The sequence below is a fragment of the Campylobacteraceae bacterium genome (assembly GCA_013215945.1).
Lineage (GTDB): Bacteria > Campylobacterota > Campylobacteria > Campylobacterales > Arcobacteraceae > NORP36.
Window position 1 is genome coordinate 53864 of record JABSOM010000001.1, and the last position, 21175, is coordinate 75038.

The window sequence follows — 21175 nt, forward strand, 5'->3', positions numbered from 1 at the left end:
TAATGACAAAGATTCCTAAAATTTATAATAAAACTATCCGTATTTTAATAGTAGAAGATGAAATGATACTTGCAATGGGTATGAAATGTTCTTTAAATGATTTTGGATATGAAGTAAGTGGGATTGAAACAACTGCACAAAATGCAATTAATCATGTAAAAGAGTTTCACCCAGATCTGATTTTAATGGATGTAGAACTAAAAGGAAATCAAACAGGTGTGGATGCTGGTAAGCATATTTGGCAATACCATAAAATTCCAATTATTTTTATAAGCTCTTACAATGATGACAAAACAATCAAAGAAGCTATGAGTTGTGAACCTTATGCTTATTTATTGAAACCTTGTAGAGAAGATGCTTTAAAAATTGCAATTGAAACCACTTTGCATAAACACAACTATTTTTTTAAAAATAAAAATGCATTAAAAAGTAAAAAAGAAATAAATAATATTTTAAATTTCGTAAATGAATTTTCTTATAACAAAGGAAAAAGAGTTTTATTTAAAAAAGATATGGCTTTAAATTTAACAGGTAATGAGATCAAACTTTTTGAAGTTCTAAGTGATTATCCAGGAGAACCTGTAAATTTTGATAGAATTTCAAACTATATTTGGAGAGATGATGAATCCGATATTTCAAAATTAAGAGTTCTTATTTCCAGGCTTAAACAAAAAATAGGAACAAATTTAATTGAGAATGTTTTTGAATTAGGCTACAAGTTAAAGATTAAATAATGTATAAATTTAATATTAACTCTTTTAGTTTAAAAATTTTTCTCTCTTTTATCCTTTTAGGTCTCTTTTTATTGGCTATTTTATTTTTTCAAATAATTCCGGATATGAAAGAAAAAGAAAAAGAGCATATGGAAACACATATTGAGAATGTTATTTATTTAACAACTCAACAAATAAAACTTGCGGAAAAAGCCATTAAAAACAGTGGAAAAAGAAAAATTGATGGACTAAAATCCATTATGGAACGTGAAGCAAATAGAATATTTACAAATATGATAAATACAACAAATTTCACACTAAATTCAAATGAAAATACCTTTAGTTCAAAAAAAATCTCTTGTAATACAAGCATATTAGATCAAAATAAAAACATAATATCGCAAACTAAATATGAGAATTTCGAAAAAATTAGCAATAAATTAATAACAAATGATTTTTTAAGGCATGATGTAAACAATGATTATATGTGTACATCAGGACTTAGAAGACTTTTTTATACAAAAAAATTAGAAACAGCAAATAAATATCTTGTAATATCATGTGATATTAAAGCCTTTCCATCTTTAAATGGAGGTTTGGAAAAAAATATCAAAATCAATATTCAAACAAGTTTTTCATTATTAGATTCTTTTCATAAAGGAAAAACCTATGTAATGTGGTTAAATAAAAAACAAAATGACAATGAGAATGCAATTTTGCATAAAAATGATAACCCAAATAAAAATTTAAAATATTGTTTAAGTCATTTATCGAATTTACGATCTCCTACCCTTGGTCTCTTAAGTGGAAAACAAATTGAACAAGCTGTTGATAAAGACCCTATTAATCATATGTTGGATACAAAATCGGACTTGAATAACTATATATATCCAGCACATACGTGGGTCAGGCAAATCAGTGAGAATGAAACAGTAAGATTTTTGTATCTTACAACTATTTATGAGAAAGATTATAACAAACATATTGGCTCTCCTTTATTGAACATTCTGCCATCTGCTTTAATATCTTTTATAATTGCTATTTTATTAGGCTTTCTTCTTTTTAAAAGATTGTTTAAAACCATAAATATTTTGACAGATACAGCAAGCCAAGTAATAAAAGGAAATTTAAATAAAAGAAATCATATAAAAGGAAGTGATGATATATCAACACTTGCAAAAGCATTTGATAAAATGCTTGATTATTTAGAAAATAATATTGCCAACTTAGATAAAAAAGTTGCGAATAAAACCAAAGAACTGTCCTCTTCTTTAAATGAAAAAGAAATATTATTAAAAGAAATTCATCACAGAGTTAAGAATAATTTAGCAATTACAATCAACCTAATAAAAATCGAAAAATCGAAAATATCTAATCAAGAAACTAAAAACTCACTTAGTAATATACAAGAAAGAGTTTTTGTAATGGAGTTATTACACAGAAAACTCTATGAATCAAAAGATTTAAGTTCTATTTCTTTTGATAAGTATGTAAGTGAGTTATGTGAAGATTTGAATACAAGTTATTCAAAAAATAAAGATATAAAAATCACTACCCATGTAGAAGATATTGATATAAGTATTGATTATGCTTTGCCTTTAGGCCTCGTAATAACTGAGCTTGTAACAAACTCTTTTAAATATGCTTTTAAAAATGATGGTCTAATAGAAGTTATTTTTCAAAAAAGAAAAGATTATTATTCTTTAATAATTCGGGATAATGGACGAGGTTTGCATAATAATATTGATATAAACAATACAAAAAGTTTGGGTTTACAAATTGTATCAAATATTATAAAAGGGCAACTTTTTGGAGATTTTAAATATTCATTTGATAAAGGTTCAAGTTTTGAAATAACATTTAAAATAGAGAATAAAATATAGGCCTAAGCCTATATCTTAATGTAAAAAGTGACGTTTACCTGAGAAGTATAAAGCCATACCAAATTCATTGGCTGCGTCTATTATTTCTTCATCTCTAATTGAACCACCTGGTTCAATAATACACTTAACACCAGCTTCTTGTGCTGCATCAATAGAATCTCTAAAAGGAAAAAATGCTTCACTAGCAAGTGCTGCTCCGCTTACATCAATTCCTAAGTCTTCTGCTTTTCGTAAAGCTGCTTTAGCAGCATCAACTCTTGAAGTCATACCCATTCCAACAGCTACCATTGCAGAGTCTTTAACATATACAACACAATTTGATTTAGTTAATGATGCAATTTTATATGCAATTTCCATATCTTTAATTTCTTGTGTACTTGCTGTTCGAGTAGATTTTAATTCCGAGTTTTTAACTTCATCTTCTTCAACTTTATCCGCATCTTGAAAAACAAATCCACCATCAACAATCTTAAAGTTTGTAGCATCGTTTGCTAATTCTATTTTAGCGTTACCTTGTTTAAATAATTTGATTCTTTTTTTCTTATTTAACTCAATCTCAGCTTCTTTAGTAAAATCAGCAGCAAAAACTACTTCTAAAAAGATTTCATTCATTTTAATAGCAAGCGCTAAATCTACAATACCATTTACTGCAACCACTCCACCAAAAGCAGAAATAGGATCACATCTTAAAGCTTGCTCATAAGATTCTAGAAGAGTGTCTTTAATAGCAAAACCACAGGGATTACCATGTTTTACAATACATACAGCATTAGCATCTCCAAAAGCACCAGCAATTTTAGAAGCTCCGGAGATATCCCCCATATTGTTAAAAGATGCTTCCCCTTTTAAGGTAATGAACTTAGAAGAAAAATGTTTATCAAATTCGTATAAAGCACCTTTTTGATGAGGATTTTCTCCATATCTTGTATCAAATACTTTCTCACCTACAATAAACTGTTTAGCACCCATTCCATTGTTAAATCTTTTGTTCATATAATTTGCAATCATAGAATCATAAGCAGCTGTATGCTCATACGCTTTAATCATTAAATCACGTCTGAATTCAACTGTATTTGTATCGTTTTTAATATTATTAATAACAAGATCATAATCAATAACGTCCGTAATAATAATAACAGAATCAAAGTTTTTAGCAGCAGATCTAACCATTGCTGGGCCACCTATATCAATGTTTTCAATGATTTCAGCAAAATCATTTGTTTTTTCAATAGTAGCTTTAAAAGGATATAAGTTCACACATACTAAATCAATACCAACAACACCTAGCTCTTTTGCTTGATCTAAATGAGATTGTTTGTCTCTTCTGTGTAAAATTCCACCATGGATATAAGGATTAAGTGTTTTAACTCGCCCTTCAAAACATTCTGGAAATTTTGTAATTTCATCTGCTTCAATTACAGCTATTCCTGCTTCTTGAAGTTTTTTATACGTCCCACCAGTTGAAATAATCTCATATCCTAAACCAACTAACTCACGCGCAAAATTCTCAACACCACTCTTATCACTTACACTAATTAATGCTCTCATTCTTTCTTAATCCCTTTTATTAATATACTTGTTAAATTTACTCTAAAAAAAAAGCCGAACCCATAAGGTTCAGCTTTTTATAAATCTTGTTCGATTACGCGTTGAAACTTATTAAAATAAGTATCTTTTGCACTTTTGAGACTCAAACTAACATCATTTATGGTAATACTCTCACCACCAACTTCACCAATTTCTAGACAAGGAAGACCCATCTCTTTAGCAAGTGTTAGTACTTCTTCAACGTTTGAACTTTCAACTTCAATTAAAGCTCTTGATAACGTTTCTGAGAAAATATCTTTTGAATCATCTAATTTAATATTAACATTAACTCCTAAGTTTCCAACAACAGCCATTTTAGATAATGAAACAGCAATTCCACCTAAGTTAACATCTTTAGAAGCTTTTAATAATTTTAAATCATTTGCTTTAATAACAAAGTTCCATAATGTTAATTCTTTTGTAAAATCAACTTTAGGGTGAGTTCCTGCAACTTTTCCATACATTTTTTTCATGTATAAAGAAGCACCAAATTCTCCTTTTGTTTCACCTAAAATTAAAATCTTATTTCCAGTTTTTTGCAAAGCAGAAGGAAGAACATTATTCGCATCCGCATTAATTCCAACAGTAGCAATTGAAGGTGTTGGGAAAACCCCTACTCCATTAGTTTCATTGTATAAAGAAACATTTCCACCAATTACAGGAGTATTTAAGGCTTTACAAGCAGATTTAATACCTTCACAAGAAGCAGCAAATTGCCACATTACTTCTGGATTTTCTGGATTTCCAAAGTTAAGACAATCCGTGATTGCTTTTGGAACAGCTCCTGTCATTGCTACATTTCTTCCTGATTCCATAACAGCTGCTGCTGCTCCAAGTTCAGGATTGATATAACATAAACGTGTATTACAATCAGCACTCATACTTAAAGCTTTTCCTGTTTCTTTAATTCTAATGGTAGAACCATCTAAAACACCAGGACCTTTAATTGTATTGGTTTGAACCATAGAATCGTATTGATTATAAACCCATGATTTATCAACAATTTCCATATCACAAAACATTGATTCATAGGCTTCTTGGTTTGAAATATCTTTATCCATGCAAAAAGATTCAATATCTTTTAAATAAGCTGGTTTAGACGTTGGTCTATCTAAAATAGGCGCTTGTTCTGATAAAGGTTGAATAGGAATATCTGCACATAATTCATTGTGCCAATATAATTCCATATTTCCAGTATCTGTTACTTCTCCAACAACAGCTACATCTAATTCCCATTTTTCAAAAATTTCAATGATTTTATCTTCACAACCTTTTTTAGCACAAATTAACATTCTTTCTTGTGATTCAGAAAGCATAAAGTCATAAGGTGTCATATTTTCTTCTCTTGCTGGAATTTTCTCTAAATCCATTCTCATACCAGAACCAGATCGTCCTGCCATTTCAAAAGAAGAAGAAGTAAGTCCAGCAGCTCCCATATCTTGAATACCAATAATATAATCATGTTTAAATAATTCTAAACACGCTTCTAATAATAGTTTCTCAGTAAAAGGGTCTCCAACTTGTACAGTTGGGCGTTTGTCTTCATTGTCTTCTGTAAATGCAGCAGAACTCATAACAGCTCCACCTAATCCATCACGACCTGTTTTAGAACCAACATACATAACAGGATTTCCAACACCCTCAGCCAAACCTAAAAAGATTTCATCTGTTTTAGCAAGTCCAAGTGTAAAAGCATTTACAAGATTGTTTCCGGCATAACATTCTTCAAAAGTAGTTTCTCCTCCAATAGTAGGAACTCCCATACAATTTCCATATCCACCAATACCAGCAACTACGCCTCTAAGTAAAAATCTGTGTTTTTTAGCAGTTTCACTATCGCCTTCAATTCCAGCAAAACGAATTGAATTCATATTAGCAATTGGACGTGCACCCATAGTAAATACATCTCTTAATATTCCACCAACACCAGTTGCAGCTCCTTGATAAGGTTCAATAAAAGAAGGGTGATTATGTGATTCCATTTTAAAAACAGCTGCATAACCATCACCAATATCAATAACACCCGCATTTTCACCAGGGCCTTGAATTACCCATGGAGCAGTAGTAGGAAAACCATTTAAGTATTTTTTACTTGATTTATAAGAACAATGTTCACTCCACATAGCAGAGAAAATACCTATCTCAACATAATTAGGATCTCTTTTTAAAATCGTTTTAATGTTTTCTAGCTCTTCAAGACTTAATGAATGTGCCAACGCCATTTCTTCTAGGTTTAACTCTTCTTTTTGCATTTTTTGCCTTTACCTTGTTGATATACCAAAATAAAATCAATTAAATAATTAATTTTTTGAGCTTATTTTGATATATATTGCGATTATATCTAACAAAGAGTTAAAAAAAGTTTTAATAAAAAAACTTAGCCTGCTCTTGTTTTTATAATTGATTTGATATAATGTGCCCACTTAAGCACAAAGAGATGATTTGAAACTATTATTGACAATATTATTATTTATTAGTACTTTATATGCGAACGAAGTACAGACCCTACAGTGGCCAAAAGGCGATAGTTTTTTAAACTTTTTAGAAAAAAATGACATTCCACATACATTATATTTTGATAAAGATGAACAAGATAAAGAGTTATTATCAGAGATTACAGCAGGCATTGATTATCAAATAATGTACGATGATAAAAAACAGATAAAACAAATACTCATACCTGTTTCTGAGGAATTGCAGATACATATTAGATATATTGATGAAAAATATTCTTTAAAGTTTTCACCTATTTCTTATGATGAAATAGAACAAACTATCGCAATTAAAATTAAATACTCTCCCTATCAAGATATTTTGGATACTACAAATAATAAATTACTTGCCAATGAATTTATTAGAGCCTATCAAAAAAGTGTTAATTTTAGAGGTATTCAAAAAGGCGATAATCTTGTTTTAAAATACAAACAAAAAATAAGAGAAGGCAAATACTTTGGAAGCCCAACTTTATTGGCAGCACTGATTGAAGTGAATAAAAGAAAGTTTTTTATTTTTAAAAATGATGATGATGGGAAATACTATAATGATAAAGCGAAAAGTCTGACCTCTTATTTTTTCAAAATACCTTTACGTTATAAAAGAATTTCCTCTCAGTTTACACGAAAAAGATGGCACCCTATTTTAAAACGTTACAGAGCCCATTTAGGAACCGATTTTGCAGCTCCAAGAGGTAGAAATATTTATGCTTCGGCTGCAGGAAAGATTGTTTTTAGAGGAAGAAAAGGTGGTTACGGTAAAGTCATTGAAATATCTCATAAAAATGGATATAAAACCTTATATGCTCATATGAAAAGTTTTAAGGGTGGTTTACGAAGAGGCTCAAGAGTAAGACAAGGAACGCTTATTGGTTATGTAGGAAGTACGGGAAGAAGTACAGGACCTCACTTACACTTTGGTTTGTATAAAAACAGACGCGCGGTTAATCCTTTAAAAGTAGTTCGAATTACAAAAACAAAACTAAGAGGAAAAGCAAAAAGAAGATTTTTAGCACAAACAAAAGTTTTGTCAAAAGAATTATTACGTAGTATAAAACACTCAGATGCAAAAGCTCTTAATTTAAAATCAATTGAAGTAAAAACTATTTTATCAATGTAGGAGAAGATATGTCATCCGATCTAATTATTAAAAATCCAAGTAAACTTCTAAAAAAAATAGAAGATCTACATCCAAGTGACATTGCAAACTCTTTAAAAAAGATTGAGCATAAATCTGAAAAAGATTTTATACATGTACTAATTAATATACCAGATGATATTTTAGGGGATGTTTTACTTGAACTTCCTGATACCTTAAGAGAAAAAGCCTATGAAGAATTAAGTTCCAAACAATTAACCCATGCTGTAGATGAACTTGAATCAGATGATCAAACGGATATTATTCAAGAACTTGAAGAAATAGATGAAGAAAAAGCAAAAGAAATTTTTGAAGGTCTTGAAGAAGAAGATCAAGAAGAAATTTCTTGGTTAAAACGTTATGATGAAGATGACGCCGGTTCATATATGCAAACAGAGCTATTTTCTGCAAATATTAAAGATACCATTGGGGATTCTATTGCTGTATTAAAAGAAGCAAAAAAAGAAAATGAACTGGAAAATATTCATCAAGTATTTATTGTAAATGATGACAAAATTCTTATTGCTACTATTCTTTTAGAAGATTTAATTATTTATGATTTTGATACAAAATACCAAGACCTAATTAATCAACACGAAGAAAATAAGTTTAAACCTTTTAAAGTAAACGACAATGAACATATTGATCAAGTTACGAAAGATTTTGAACAATACGATTTATCTGTTGTTGCTGTTGTTGGTTATCAAGGCATGTTAATAGGAAGAATTACTTCTGATGATATCATTGATGTTATTGAAGAAAATGCAACAGAACAAATGTACCAATTAGCAGGGGTTAATGAAGATTATGAACACGAAGATAAAATAAGTGAAACCGCCCAAAAAAGAGCTATTTGGTTGTGTTTAAACTTAGGAACTGCTATTTTAGCATCTTTAGTAATTGGTTATTTTGAAGAAACCTTAAAAGCCTATGTAGCACTCGCCATTTTAATGCCAATAGTTGCTTCCATGGGTGGAAATGCAGGAACGCAGACTTTAACCGTAATGGTGCGACAATTAGCTCTTGGAGATATTGATTTAGAAAATTCAAAAGAAGCCATACAAAAAGAAGTACTAATTGCACTAATTAATGGTGGTATTTTCGCTGTTTTAATGGGATTTATTGCTTATTTCTGGTTTGATACAGCACTATTAGGTGTGGTAATTGGACTTTCAATGATTATTAATTTGTTTTCAGCAGGTTTATTTGGGGCATCTATACCCTTAATATTAAAACGTTTTGATATTGATCCTGCTTTAGGAAGTACTGTTTTATTAACAACAGTTACAGATATTGTGGGTTTTTTCTCTTTTTTAATGTTAGCAAAAGTCATTCTTCTTTAAAAGAATGACTTAGATTATTTAGAAAAAGAAGAAGATACAATAGCTAAAAATTCATCTTTTGTTGTTTTTTCCCTTTTAAACAAACCTCTTAATGCAGAAGTAACAGTAGTGGAACAAATCTTTTGAACCCCTCTCATTTCCATGCACATATGTCTGGCATCAATAATTACAGCCACACCTTTTGGTTTTAAATGTTCATTTAACGCATCACAAATTTCTTCTGTTAATTGTTCTTGTATTTGTAATCTTCTTGCAAACACATCAACAACTCTTGGTATTTTTGATAAACCAATTACTTTTCCATTAGGAATATAAGCTACATGTGCTTTTCCAATAATTGGCAACATATGATGCTCACAAAAAGAATAAAACTCAATATCTTTTACCACTACCATCTCGTCATTTGTTGAAGTAAACAAGGCTTTTTTGATAATTTGTTCAGGATCCTCTTTGTATCCTGAAAACATAAAATCGTATGCTTTTCTAACTCTTGAAGGTGTATCTTTTAAACCTTCACGATTAATATCTTCACCAATATGACCCAATATATTCTTTATAGAATCTTCAAATACTTTTTCACTCAAATTTTAGCCTTTTAATTCATAAACTCACTAATACTCCAAATAGGTTGAAATACTGCAAGTACTATCCATATAATTAAGAGTGAAATAATAAAGAAAAAAAGAGGCTCAATTAAAACAGAGATATTATTCACTGTTTTTTTAAAATCTTTTTTATATTTCTTTACAAGATCATTCATTATTAAATCAATGTTATTACTTCTTTGTCCCAGATCAAGCAAAGATAAACTTGTTTCGTCAAAAACATTTGTTTTTCTAAATGCTTCTTCAATACTTAAGCCGTTTTGCAAATCTGTATTAATAAAAGACATTTTAGCCAATAAATATTTATTATTTATTAAAACAAGAGAATAATCGATTGCTACGTTTACTTCATAGTTTAATTTAATCAAAGTTCTTACAGAAGAGAAAAAAACATACATGTTTTTTATATAAATAAGCTCTTTTAAAACAGGGATATATGTACATAAAATCCTATCAATAAAATACCTAAACAAGGCATATTTATGCAAAGAATAATAAAGAAGAAAAATTCCTAAAAAAGTAAAAATCACTATAAATAAAAGATAGTCTTTAAACAATTCATTAAAAAAGAATAAACTTTTAGTAAAAATAGGCAAATTATCTCTTTGTGAAAAAACGGCTTCCAAATTAGGTACAACAAAAATAAAAATACTTATAAAACATATACATGTAGCAAATATCAGAATAAGAGGATATCTAAGCGTGGACAAAAAAGTTTCATTAAGTTTGTCTATATTTTTTAAAAGAGAAAAAAGTGCTTTAATAATACGCTTAGCATCGCCTTTATTTGAAGCCATTTTAAAATAATGTAAGATCAATATTTTATGCGAAAAAGAATATTCCTCCAAAGCCATATCCATAGTATTTCCTTTTTTAAGACAAAAAGAAAGTTCTTCTAAAAGCTCTTTTAAAAGTAAGTCATTTTCACTTTTTTGTAAAATACTAATAGCGCTTACTAAAGCAATATTCACTTGTAGAATTCTTGAAAGTTTTGAAACAAATAATAATATACGTTTCATTGAAATATATTTACTGTTTTTTTTACTTAAAAGCCTAACTTTAATTGTATTTGGAGGCATGATTTCATTGTTTATATCGCTTGAATAAATTACTTTATTTAATAATTGTTTGTTTTTTTGATAATAAATTCTATACTTTTTCATAATTCCTGATTCAATACATTATTTACTTCTGTTAAAGTCGTTTTATTGTTTTTAATTTTATTGTTTGCATCTTCTTCCATAAAAACAAAACCCTTAGAATGAAGATATTTTTTGATGAAAGAACTGTCTTTATTGTTTAACAAAAAAGCTGCTATTTCTTCATTGATATATAAAGTCTCTGAAATAACTTCTCTGTTTTTGTACTTTGTATAATTACAAGAAGCACAACCTTTACCAAAACACCGTTCACATTTTTTAAGTACTAAACGTTGAGAAACAATTGTTTTTAAAGTATTTGCTAATAAATAAGAAGGCGCGTTTAAATCCTTTAAACGGTTAAGCGTATCACAAGCACTGTTTGTATGAAGTGTAGCTAATACTAGATGTCCTGTTAAAGAAGCTTGAATAGCTATATTTAAAGCTTCTTCATCACGTATTTCTCCTATTAAAATAATATCGGGGTCTTGTCTCAAAATATTTTTTAATATTTCATGATAAGTTAAATTGATTTTTTCATTTATTTCTACTTGTTGAATATAATCCAAACGATATTCAACAGGATCTTCTATTGTAATAATTTTTTTATTTAGGTTTTTTAGAATATTTAACATTGCATATAAACTTGTAGTTTTACCAGATCCCGTTGGACCTGTTACTAAAATTATTCCAGAACTTAAAGTCAGGCTTTTTTTAATTAAATCATGTGATTGGGTTGAAAACCCAAGCTCTTTTAGGTTTTTTGAAATATTGGCTTTATTTAGTATTCTTAACACAAGCGATTCCCCAAATATTGTGGGCATTGAAGAAAATCTAAAATCCACTTCTTTATTGTTAATACTTTTTGTAAATCTTCCATTAAGTGGTTTTCTTAACTGTGTAATATCTTCTTTACAATAGAGTTTTAATACAGAAGATACTATTAAAAACAATTTTTTGTCAAAATTAAAATAGTGTTTTAAGCGTCCATCTATTCTAAAACGAATGTAAAAAAATTGTTCATTTACATCAAAATGGATATCACTTGCACCGGTGTTATTCGCATAAGTAAGCAAAGAGTAAATAAAATTATTGATACTCTTATGTTCTTCAAATAAAGAAGAAATACTCAAAGAATAGAGTTTTTCTTTTACTTCTATTTCATTTAAATAAAATAGAAAATCTTCTTTTAATAAATCATGATTTAGTGTTTTAACAGGAGTATTTAATAATTGTGATATTTCTTTCTCCTGTAAAATAGAGAAACAAAAGGTAAATAAATCGTCTTTATAAATGGGTAATATGAGGTTTTTTATAAGAATATCACTATTAAAAGATTGTATTAGTTTATAATTCAAAATGTATTTATTAATTTCGCACATAATCATTTATCCTTAATATTTTTTCACTATTTTTATTCTTTAAACGTACCAAAGAAGGGCTAATCTCTTTTATTACATAAGAAGAAATAGTATCGTTTAAATAATATATTTTTTTGTTAATCACTATATATTTACCAACAATAGCCTCAAGTTTTAGTGCTTTTTTGAATTTATTTTCTTTAAAAACATCTACAAATTTTAAATTACTTAGATTTTCATTTTCTTTTTTTATTGAATTAAAAGAAATGATTAAATGCATTTTAAATTTTTTCTTTTCTTTTTCATAAAATAACTCGAGATATTCAATCTCTACTTTACTAGTAATAGTTTGAGAATAATGAAGAAAATTCAATAAATTAAGATACGTTCCTTCCAGTTCGTAATTAAAAGAAGAAGATAAAAAATCAAACTTTTTTACATTGATCTTATAGCTTTTTAATTTTTCTTCTAAAATATGCAGAATATTTATGGATGAAATATTTTGTGTTTTTACATATTTAACTGTAGTCATTTTTACGCTCTCTTTATTAAAATAAAATAAAGAAAAAATCAAACAGCTAGAAATGAAATAAACTTCAAACTTTTGAAAAAAGCTTAAGCTTATAAAGTATTCTTTGCTAAAAAGTAAAAACTGCATTAATTTCATATACCAAGTTATGTTTTTCATAAGTAAAAGGTATCTCTATTTTTTCATTCTTTAAAAAATCATAAAAATTATTGATATTTTTACTTTGTATACTTAAGCGCAATTCATTGTTCTGATATTGGAAATGTTTAACTTTTAAGTGATGTTTATCCAGTTTAACAAACAAAAGAGATATATTATTTGTAAAAGACTTTGTTCTAATTTCATTTGTTTTTTGAATCGTAATTGATTCTACGTAACTTCTAGTAGAGTAATAATACTGAAAAACAAAAATAAATATTATTATATATACAAAAAAAGCATACAGCGTAAAAGAAGTTCTAAAAGAAGTTTGTGTTTTTTTCAAAAACTCTTGTTTGTACTGTAAAAACTGTTCTGGCTTGATTTTTATAACATTTGTAATTTCTAATTTTAATTCATACTTCACATACTCAAGAATATCTTCAAGTAAATTTTGTTTGTTTTCTTTATAAAAATATATCATTTGTTGATAATAAATCACAAAATAATCCTTCGTAAAAAAAAGATCAATATTATCATTGAGGGCTTTATTCACGTAATAAAGCTCAAATATATACACAAAAGGAATTTTATCTTTAGAATAGGTTATTTGATATTGTTTGCTAAAAAACAAATAGGAATAATAAATATCTTTTTCCAAAGCACCTATTACACTTATTTTATCTTTCAAAAAATCATGAAGATATTTTTTTTGTATTTTTTCATTGACATTAATAATATGAGGATGTAGATTATTAATGTAATTTAATTTATTCATAAGCATAACCTTAATAAATAATGTTTTAGATTATATTTTACTTTTGATTAAATGTAAATTAATTTAAATACGTAAAAATAGCATTAATAGTATTGTAAAAAATGATTTATATATTGGAGAGTGTTTATATTTTTGTAAGAATAAAAGTTAGGTTTTCCTAACTTTTATTAAAGACTAGAAATTGTAACCTAATTCTTCAAGTCCTTCTTTATTTTTCGTCCAGCCTTTTTTAACAGAAACAAAAAGTTCTAAATAAGCTTTTTTACCCGTAAGTTTTTCTATTTTTAATCTGGCATCTTTACCTATTCTTTTAATAGCAACCGCCCCTTTTCCAATAATCATACCTTTTTGAGTAGATTTTTGAACAACAATAGTCGCTTTTATAACATCGATATTTTCTTTTTCTTCAACTTTATTAATGATAACGTCCGTTTCATAAGGGATTTCATCAGAAATATTATCAAAAATAGCCTCTCTAATAAATTCTTTAAAGATATCTCGCATATGTTCCGTTGTCATAATTTCAGTATCAAATAAATACGGATGTTCTGGTAAATATTTAACCACTACATCCAAGATGTCAGCATGTGTTGTTGCTTTTTTAATAGATACAGGAATAATAGCTTCATATTTATCACTGTATTTTTCGTATTCTTCCATTTTTGTAAGTACTTCACTGTTTGAAACAAAATCTATTTTAGTTAACAATAAAAGATGTTGTACATTTTTCTTATTTTTTTCTAAAAAGTCCAAATAATGTTCAACTTTATCTGTAATAGGAGCCAGAAATAAAATTAAATCACAATCTCCCATAGCTTTTAACGCTTCTTCTAACATAAACTGATTCAAAAGTTTTTCTGTTTGATGAAGTCCTGGAGTATCTACAAAAATTATTTGATCGTCTTCATGCATTACAATAATATTTGATCTTCTTCTTGTTGCATTGGCTTTATGAGAAACCATCGCAATTTTTTCACCTACTAGCCAGTTTACAAGTGAACTTTTCCCTGCATTAGGACGTCCAACTACTGATACATAACCACATTTATTCAATTATTTTCCTTATGATTGCAGATTAAACTTTTAATTTGTTTAATCTTTTCATATTTATTTTGCTTATTATACCTTTTTTGTTAGAAATATCCACTTAGACCTTAAATCCTTTTTATTTTCTTTTATATCTAAAACTAAGTGCCTCAAAAAGGTCATTAAGACCTATATTTTTATTCTTGTTTAAATCAGCAATAGTTCTTGCAACTTTTAGTACTTTATTTTGACTTCTAAAAGACAAAGAATAAGTTTTTGTTGCTTTATCTAATAATTCTTTCGATTTTTCATCTAAAAAACAATATTTTTTTAAATCCTGATCATTTAATTTGCCATTTAAATCTTCTTGTTCTCTGTTTTTTTGTATTTTAAATACTCTTAAAACTTCTTCATGCATAAAAGAGGAGCTATAGGTTTCTACTTTATTTTCATCTATTTCATTCATCAATACATACAAATCAATTCTATCAATTAAAGGCTCTGATATTTTATTTTCATAGCGTTTTATTTCTAGGTCTGAGCATCTGCATACCTTTAGCAAACTTAATAAATTTCCACAAGGACAGGGATTCATTGCAGATATAAATAAAAACTTTGTTGTGTATTTTGTTTTAGAATTAACCCTAGAGATTAAAATTTTGTAATCTTCTAAAGGTTCTCTTAATGCTTCAAGAACCATTTTAGGGAAATGAGGCAATTCATCAAAAAATAATATTCCATTATTACACAAAGCGATTTCTCCTATTTTAGCATTAGTTGTACCTCCTCCAAAAATAGAAGCTTTTGTTGAGCTGTGATGGGGTGAGCGCATTACGCGAAGAGGTGAAAAAGATATATCTTCATTATTAATAGCTAAAAGATTTGCTTTTTCTAAGATTTCATCTTCACTCATGGGAGGCATAATATACTGAAGTCTTTTTGATATCATACTTTTTCCACACCCAGCACTGCCTAATAAAAGCATATTATGATTGCCACAAGCTGAAATCAACGCTGCCCTTAGAGCTTGTGTTTGTCCAAGAACTTCTTTAAAATCTTCTTTATAAGAATGATTAAAAAAATACCTTTTATTATTGATTGTAAAAAAGTCATATTCAAAATTAATATTCGTAAAACGTTTTTCTTCTTTTTTATTTTCCAGAAAAAAATCGCAGGCTTCTTTGAATGTTTCAACACAATAAATATCTATATTAGGAATCAAAGCCAACTTTTGCGCACTTTTTTTAGAAACAAGTACTTTTTTTAAACGCTTTTGTTTGTATAAGGACAGAACCAAAGAAAAAATACTTTGAGTATCTTTTAGCTCTCCTCCTAATCCAAGTTCAGAAAAAATATAAAAATCTTCAAAACTGGCTCGTTTATCATACAAACAAATAAGTAAAGCTATACACAAATCAAAATGTGAACCTGTTTTTTTTAAATCACTGGGAGAGAGATTAATAGTTATTTTTGATGCGGGAAATTTATAATCATTGCTTAACAAACACGACTTAATTCTATCGCGTGATTCCATAATAGCAGACCCAGCAAGTCCAACAATAGAAAAAGCAGGCATACCTTTTGTAAATGTAACTTCAACATCAACACAAAAAGCATCAAAAGAGTCTAACGATGCAGATTTTAATGTTTTCATAAAACTCCTTTGTCTTTATTAAATTATAGTCAAGTCTTAATTAATAATACTTTACATTATTTAAAAAAATCAAGAACGGTAATTTAACATGAACAAATGAATTTAAACATATTCAATTAATAATGCACGTAGTCATGCTCACACATGCAAAAGCATAAAAGTACGATTAGAGATAACAAAAAAACAATTATAAAGTATAGATGTTTAAAATAGCAGCTCATTTTCATTTTTAGTGTAAATATTGATAAGAAAACCCCGATTAATTGGAATAACTTAAAAAAGCCAAGAATTGTAAACTTTTTTATCAAATGATGGGAAGAATAGTTTTTTTTATACTGCTACAATATTTGAAGTTACAAAAGACTTATCTAACTAAGGAATGAGAATTATATTTTACTCATTTTAAAATTTATTACTATGTTATAAGAAAAGAAAATGAGCATAAATATATTCATAGTATTACTTGAGTGTATAGAGCAAGTAGTTTTTTTAATTAATAACACTTAGCCTATAAATTAAATACACATAAGAGAAGTCAGTTTATATATTTCAATTAATATATGAGCGTTAAAAATTATTAGTAGAATAGGAGAAACAATGAAAAACAGAGACGTATTATGGAAAGCATTTACTGCAAATAGAGCATTTAATGAAAACCCTACAATTTTTGTTAAATCAGATGGAATGTACTATACAAATGAAAATGGAGAGAAAATCTTAGATGCTCTTGCCGGACTTTGGTGCTGTAACTTAGGAAATAATCACAGCAAGATAGTTGAAGCAATAACAAAACAAGTAAAAGAGATGTACTATTCTCCTCCTTTTCAAATTGGACATAATTTAGAGCTTGAATTAGCAAAAGAAATAACTTCACTTGCTCCTGATGGCTTAGATCATGTATTTTTTACAAACTCTGGTTCAGAATCAGTTGAGAGTGCATTAAAAATGGCATTAGCCTATCAAAAATCTCTTGGAAAAGCAAATAAGAATATTATTATAGGCAGAGAACATTCTTATCATGGTGTGAATTTTGGAGGAATTTCTGTTGGAGGTTTAGTGAATAATAAAAGAGATTATAATAATCTTATAAATACATTTCACATCCCTACAATACTTGATATAGAAAAAAATGCATTTTCAAAAGGTATTCCTGAGTTTGGTGCTAATAAAGCAGATGCCTTGCAAGATTTAATCAATATGCATGGGGCGGAGAATATTGCCGCACTCATAATTGAGCCTGTTGCAGGTGCAGCTGGTGTGCATATTCCACCCAAAGGATATTTAAAGAAAATTGAGAGAATATGTAAACAAAACGACATTTTGCTTATATTTGATGAAGTGATAACTGGATTTGGAAGATTAGGAACAGCCTTTGCTGCCGATAAATTTGATGTTAATCCAGATATTATTACAACAGCAAAAGGATTAACTAGTGGCGCAATACCTATGGGTGCAGTAATTGCTAATACAAAAATATATAATCAAATTGTTAATAATAGTAATACTCCCATTGAGTTTTTTCATGGATATACTTATTCCGGTCATCCACTTGCCTGTGCTGCTGCACTTGCTACAATAAAAGCGTATAAAGAAGAAAATTTAATTCAAAGAGTTGCTTCTTTAGAAGAATACTTTCAAGAACAAATACACTCTTTAAAAGATTGTAACAATGTAATAGATATCAGAAATATTGGATTAGTTGGTGCAATTCAATTAAGTTCAAGAGAGAATAAAGTAGGAGAGAGAGGAAAAGAAATATATGAAGCATGTTATAAAAAAGGTGTTTTAATTCGTCCTATTGCTGATACTATTGCATTGTCACCTGCATTTATAATTTCAAAAGAACAAATCCACCAAATTATTACTACTTTAAAGGAAGTAATAAATAACACAAAATAAGAATAATAAATTATTATTCATCTTAAATATATAATTAAAGAAGAGGAAGGATAGATTATATTCTTCCTCTTTAATTAATCTTTAAACTTGTTCCTTAATTAATAATATTGGCACATAAATTATTATTTTTAATTATATAAAGAAATATACTATTAAAATAGAGATAAAGTCACATTTAGGAAGATTATAAAATTGATTCAAGGTAAGTGTTTACAAAAAAAAAGGTTGAAGAATATTAAAAGTATTGGCTTTATCAATAAGAAATGAACAAAAATCAAAAAATACGTTATTAAAGATTGTTATAGTCATGTTATTTCCAATCTGAAAAAACTTACAAATATATATTTGATATTATAATATTAAAAAACCTTCAATTAACAAAGATAATCCTTGTAAATAAAATATTGAAAAATTCAAGAGGATATAGCATACGAAAATGTATATACACATACACCTTATTTTTTTATTATTTATTTTATTATTTTTATTATTATAAAAGTGCTATAATAGAATATGTATAAAAAGTCTACCAACTTAAAAAACAGCAAAATTGTAAATAATTTGATGAGTTATATCTATGATAATATCGAATTTGATATAGACATAGATGAGTTAGCTTATGAATATGGAATTAATAAATTTCATCTTTATAAAATCTTCAAAAAACAAAGAGGACGAGCTATCTATGAAACAATAAAGATTATTCGGCTGCAAAAAGCTGCAAATTTATTAATTGCTAATAATCATTTAACTATTAGTGAAATTTCTAATATGTGTGGATATAGTGCGTACACCTCATTTAGTAGAGCCTTTAAAAAACGATTTGGTCAAACACCAAAATACTGGAGAAATGGAGGATTCATTGAATACTCAAATTCAATCTTAAACGAGTATGAAAAACAATATACAACAAATATTAATTTTAACAGTTTAAAACATGATTTAGTAAAAGTCAAACCCCGAATGGCGTATTATTGCAGGCAAGTTGGATATAGTTCAAACTATAATAATATTTGGAAAAAAATGGATGCATGGATATATACGCATAAAATTAAAGAATATGAACAAATTGGTATATATCATGATAATCCAACTATCACACAATTACATGAGGGTAATTACGTGGCATGTGTAATACCAAAAGATCCCGAAATAGAATTAATTAATAATAATTTACCAGTATTGGTTATAGATGAATGTTTATGCGTTACTTTTGAAATTGAAGGGACAGATGCAGACATTTTAATGTTTACTAAATGGGTTTATCATGAATGGTTGCCAAATAGTGAATATGATAAAACAATTATTCCTTCATATATTATTTTTAAAAATGATTATATTGAGAATAAGAATGGCATAATTAAGGGAACATTTCATATTCCAGTAAGCCCTATTTTCTGATATGAACTCTTCTATAAATTGTATAAATAATTAAGGAGAGAGAATTCAAATTCATACTTGAAATTTAATAATGATAGGTATAAAATTCTGTCAGCATTTAAAATTTAATATTGCTATAATTAAAATCCTTAAAATTAATGTTTTAAGATTTACCTCCTCCTCCAATTCCAAACTTAACTATATTTTAGTGACTTTACAATCGTAAATGTAGTATCAATCATCTTTTTTAACTCTTCTTTTGTGAAACAATATGGAGGCATAAAATAAATGACATTACCTAATGGGCGAATATAAACACCCTCTTTTAAGGCTTCTTGAAAAATTGTTAGATTCACTCTTTTTCCTTCTGGAAAAGGGAGAAGTTCAATCGCACAAATCATGCCCGTTTGTCTCACTTCCAAAACATTACTTAGTTTCTTAAACTTTCTGGTTTCATCTTTTATAAATTTTATTTTTTTTAAATTTTGTTCAAGAGTATTTTCCTTTTCAAAAATATCTAAAACAGCATTTGCAACTGCACAAGCTAAAGTATTTCCTGTATAAGAATGAGAATCTAAAAAAGATTTTCCTTCGTTATAGTCACAATAAAAAGCATCGTAAATGTCATTTGTAAATAATACCATCGATAAAGGTAAATATCCTCCGGTTAAGCCTTTAGAAGTACACAAAAAATCTGGTGAAATATTAGCTTGTTCAATAGCAAATAATGTACCCGTACGACCAAAGCCAACGGCAATTTCATCTGCTATTAAAAACACATCGAATTCGTCACAAATTTTTCGTAGTTCTGTTATATAACTTGCATTATACATTTTCATTGAACCTGCACATTGAACTAAGGGCTCAATAAGAACTGAACTTACTTTACCATTGTTAGCTTTTAAAATATTTCTCATATCCTCTAAAGCTTCGTTTTCATCAAATAGCGCAGGTGACTTTGCGTGTAAAGTTTTAATTAAAATGTCTTCATATATTTCTTTATACATACCAGAATCACTAACAGCTAATGCGCCCATTGTTTCGCCATGATAAGAGTTGCTTAAAGAAACAAATAAAGGTCTCGACTCCCCTTTATTTTTATAGTATTGAAAAGCCATTTTAAGAGCCACTTCTATTGCAGAGGAACCATTATCAGCAAAAAAAACTTTTTGAAGGGGTTCTGGAGTTAATTTAATTATTCGTTTGGCAAGTGTTATAGCAGGCATATGTGTAAATCCTGCAAATATAACATGTTCTAGATCTTCAAGTTGTTCACTGATTTTCCCATTAATATAATCATTAGAATGTCCAAATAAGTTAACCCACCAAGAGGAGATACAATCTAAATATCTATTTCCTTCAAAATCTTCAATATATGACCCCTTCCCTTTTTTGATTGGAATTAAAGGAAGTGTCTCATAATCTTTCATTTGAGAACAAGGATGAAAAATATATTTTAAGTCTTCATCCATTAATTTTTTATTAGTCAAAAGTATCCTTTTAAATTTAT

At 27.9% G+C, this 21175-nt stretch carries 16 protein-coding genes; 6 read left to right on the forward strand and 10 right to left on the reverse strand.

Features of this window, described 5'->3' with window-relative positions:
* Positions 1 to 2: 2 nt before the first annotated feature.
* Together HRT41_00285 and HRT41_00290 are read left to right on the forward strand one after the other, a co-directional pair.
* On the forward strand, positions 3 to 734 hold the full coding sequence (locus HRT41_00285; GenBank protein ID NQY22444.1) for a response regulator: 732 nt from the start codon (positions 3 to 5) through the stop codon (positions 732 to 734).
* A complete protein-coding gene (locus HRT41_00290; GenBank protein ID NQY22445.1) occupies positions 734 to 2596 on the forward strand; it encodes a hypothetical protein in 1863 nt (620 codons plus the stop codon). Before HRT41_00285 ends, HRT41_00290 begins: the two co-directional genes overlap by 1 nt.
* 15 nt (positions 2597 to 2611) lie before the next feature.
* Here the strand turns inward: HRT41_00290 and purH are convergent, their stop codons facing one another.
* On the reverse strand, positions 2612 to 4144 hold the full coding sequence (gene purH / locus HRT41_00295; GenBank protein ID NQY22446.1) for a bifunctional phosphoribosylaminoimidazolecarboxamide formyltransferase/IMP cyclohydrolase: 1533 nt from the start codon (positions 4142 to 4144) through the stop codon (positions 2612 to 2614).
* 77 nt (positions 4145 to 4221) lie between these two features.
* Complete coding sequence (gene purL, locus HRT41_00300) at positions 4222 to 6435, reverse strand: phosphoribosylformylglycinamidine synthase subunit PurL (protein ID NQY22447.1); 2214 nt, start codon at positions 6433 to 6435, stop codon at positions 4222 to 4224.
* Between the two features lie 190 nt (positions 6436 to 6625).
* On the opposite strand from purL, the gene HRT41_00305 reads away from it, so the two are divergent.
* Together HRT41_00305 and mgtE are read left to right on the forward strand one after the other, a co-directional pair.
* Positions 6626 to 7795, forward strand: a complete 1170-nt coding sequence (locus HRT41_00305; GenBank protein ID NQY22448.1) for a peptidoglycan DD-metalloendopeptidase family protein — start codon at positions 6626 to 6628, stop codon at positions 7793 to 7795.
* An 8-nt stretch (positions 7796 to 7803) separates the two neighbouring features.
* Positions 7804 to 9156 (forward strand): magnesium transporter, encoded by a 1353-nt coding sequence (gene mgtE, locus HRT41_00310; GenBank protein ID NQY22449.1) that lies wholly within the window; start codon positions 7804 to 7806, stop codon positions 9154 to 9156.
* Positions 9157 to 9170: 14 nt separating this feature from the next.
* Here the strand turns inward: mgtE and folE are convergent, their stop codons facing one another.
* The 7 genes from folE to HRT41_00345 form a co-directional block, all read right to left on the reverse strand.
* Complete coding sequence (gene folE / locus HRT41_00315; protein NQY22450.1) at positions 9171 to 9740, reverse strand: GTP cyclohydrolase I FolE; 570 nt, start codon at positions 9738 to 9740, stop codon at positions 9171 to 9173.
* 11 nt (positions 9741 to 9751) lie between these two features.
* Complete coding sequence (locus HRT41_00320) at positions 9752 to 10924, reverse strand: type II secretion system F family protein (protein ID NQY22451.1); 1173 nt, start codon at positions 10922 to 10924, stop codon at positions 9752 to 9754.
* Entirely contained in the window at positions 10921 to 12282 is a 1362-nt protein-coding gene (locus HRT41_00325) for a type II/IV secretion system protein (GenBank protein NQY22452.1), read from the reverse strand. The genes HRT41_00320 and HRT41_00325 overlap by 4 nt, the downstream gene beginning before the upstream one ends.
* Entirely contained in the window at positions 12269 to 12793 is a 525-nt protein-coding gene (locus tag HRT41_00330; GenBank protein NQY22453.1) for a hypothetical protein, read from the reverse strand. Before HRT41_00330 ends, HRT41_00325 begins: the two co-directional genes overlap by 14 nt.
* A gap of 106 nt (positions 12794 to 12899) precedes the next feature.
* The gene (locus HRT41_00335; protein ID NQY22454.1) at positions 12900 to 13706 is read right to left on the reverse strand and encodes a hypothetical protein; all 807 of its coding nucleotides are present in this window, start codon (positions 13704 to 13706) and stop codon (positions 12900 to 12902) included.
* 174 nt (positions 13707 to 13880) lie between these two features.
* On the reverse strand, positions 13881 to 14759 hold the full coding sequence (gene era / locus HRT41_00340) for a GTPase Era (protein NQY22455.1): 879 nt from the start codon (positions 14757 to 14759) through the stop codon (positions 13881 to 13883).
* Between the two features lie 112 nt (positions 14760 to 14871).
* Positions 14872 to 16386, reverse strand: coding sequence for a YifB family Mg chelatase-like AAA ATPase (locus HRT41_00345; protein ID NQY22456.1), 1515 nt, complete (start codon positions 16384 to 16386; stop codon positions 14872 to 14874).
* 597 nt (positions 16387 to 16983) lie between these two features.
* Between HRT41_00345 and HRT41_00350 the strand changes: the two genes are divergently transcribed.
* A complete protein-coding gene (locus HRT41_00350) occupies positions 16984 to 18285 on the forward strand; it encodes an aminotransferase class III-fold pyridoxal phosphate-dependent enzyme (protein NQY22457.1) in 1302 nt (433 codons plus the stop codon).
* 564 nt (positions 18286 to 18849) lie between these two features.
* A complete protein-coding gene (locus HRT41_00355; GenBank protein NQY22458.1) occupies positions 18850 to 19686 on the forward strand; it encodes an AraC family transcriptional regulator in 837 nt (278 codons plus the stop codon).
* A gap of 173 nt (positions 19687 to 19859) precedes the next feature.
* On the opposite strand, the gene HRT41_00360 is transcribed toward HRT41_00355, so the two are convergent.
* Entirely contained in the window at positions 19860 to 21155 is a 1296-nt protein-coding gene (locus HRT41_00360; GenBank protein ID NQY22459.1) for an adenosylmethionine--8-amino-7-oxononanoate transaminase, read from the reverse strand.
* Positions 21156 to 21175: the final 20 nt, after the last annotated feature.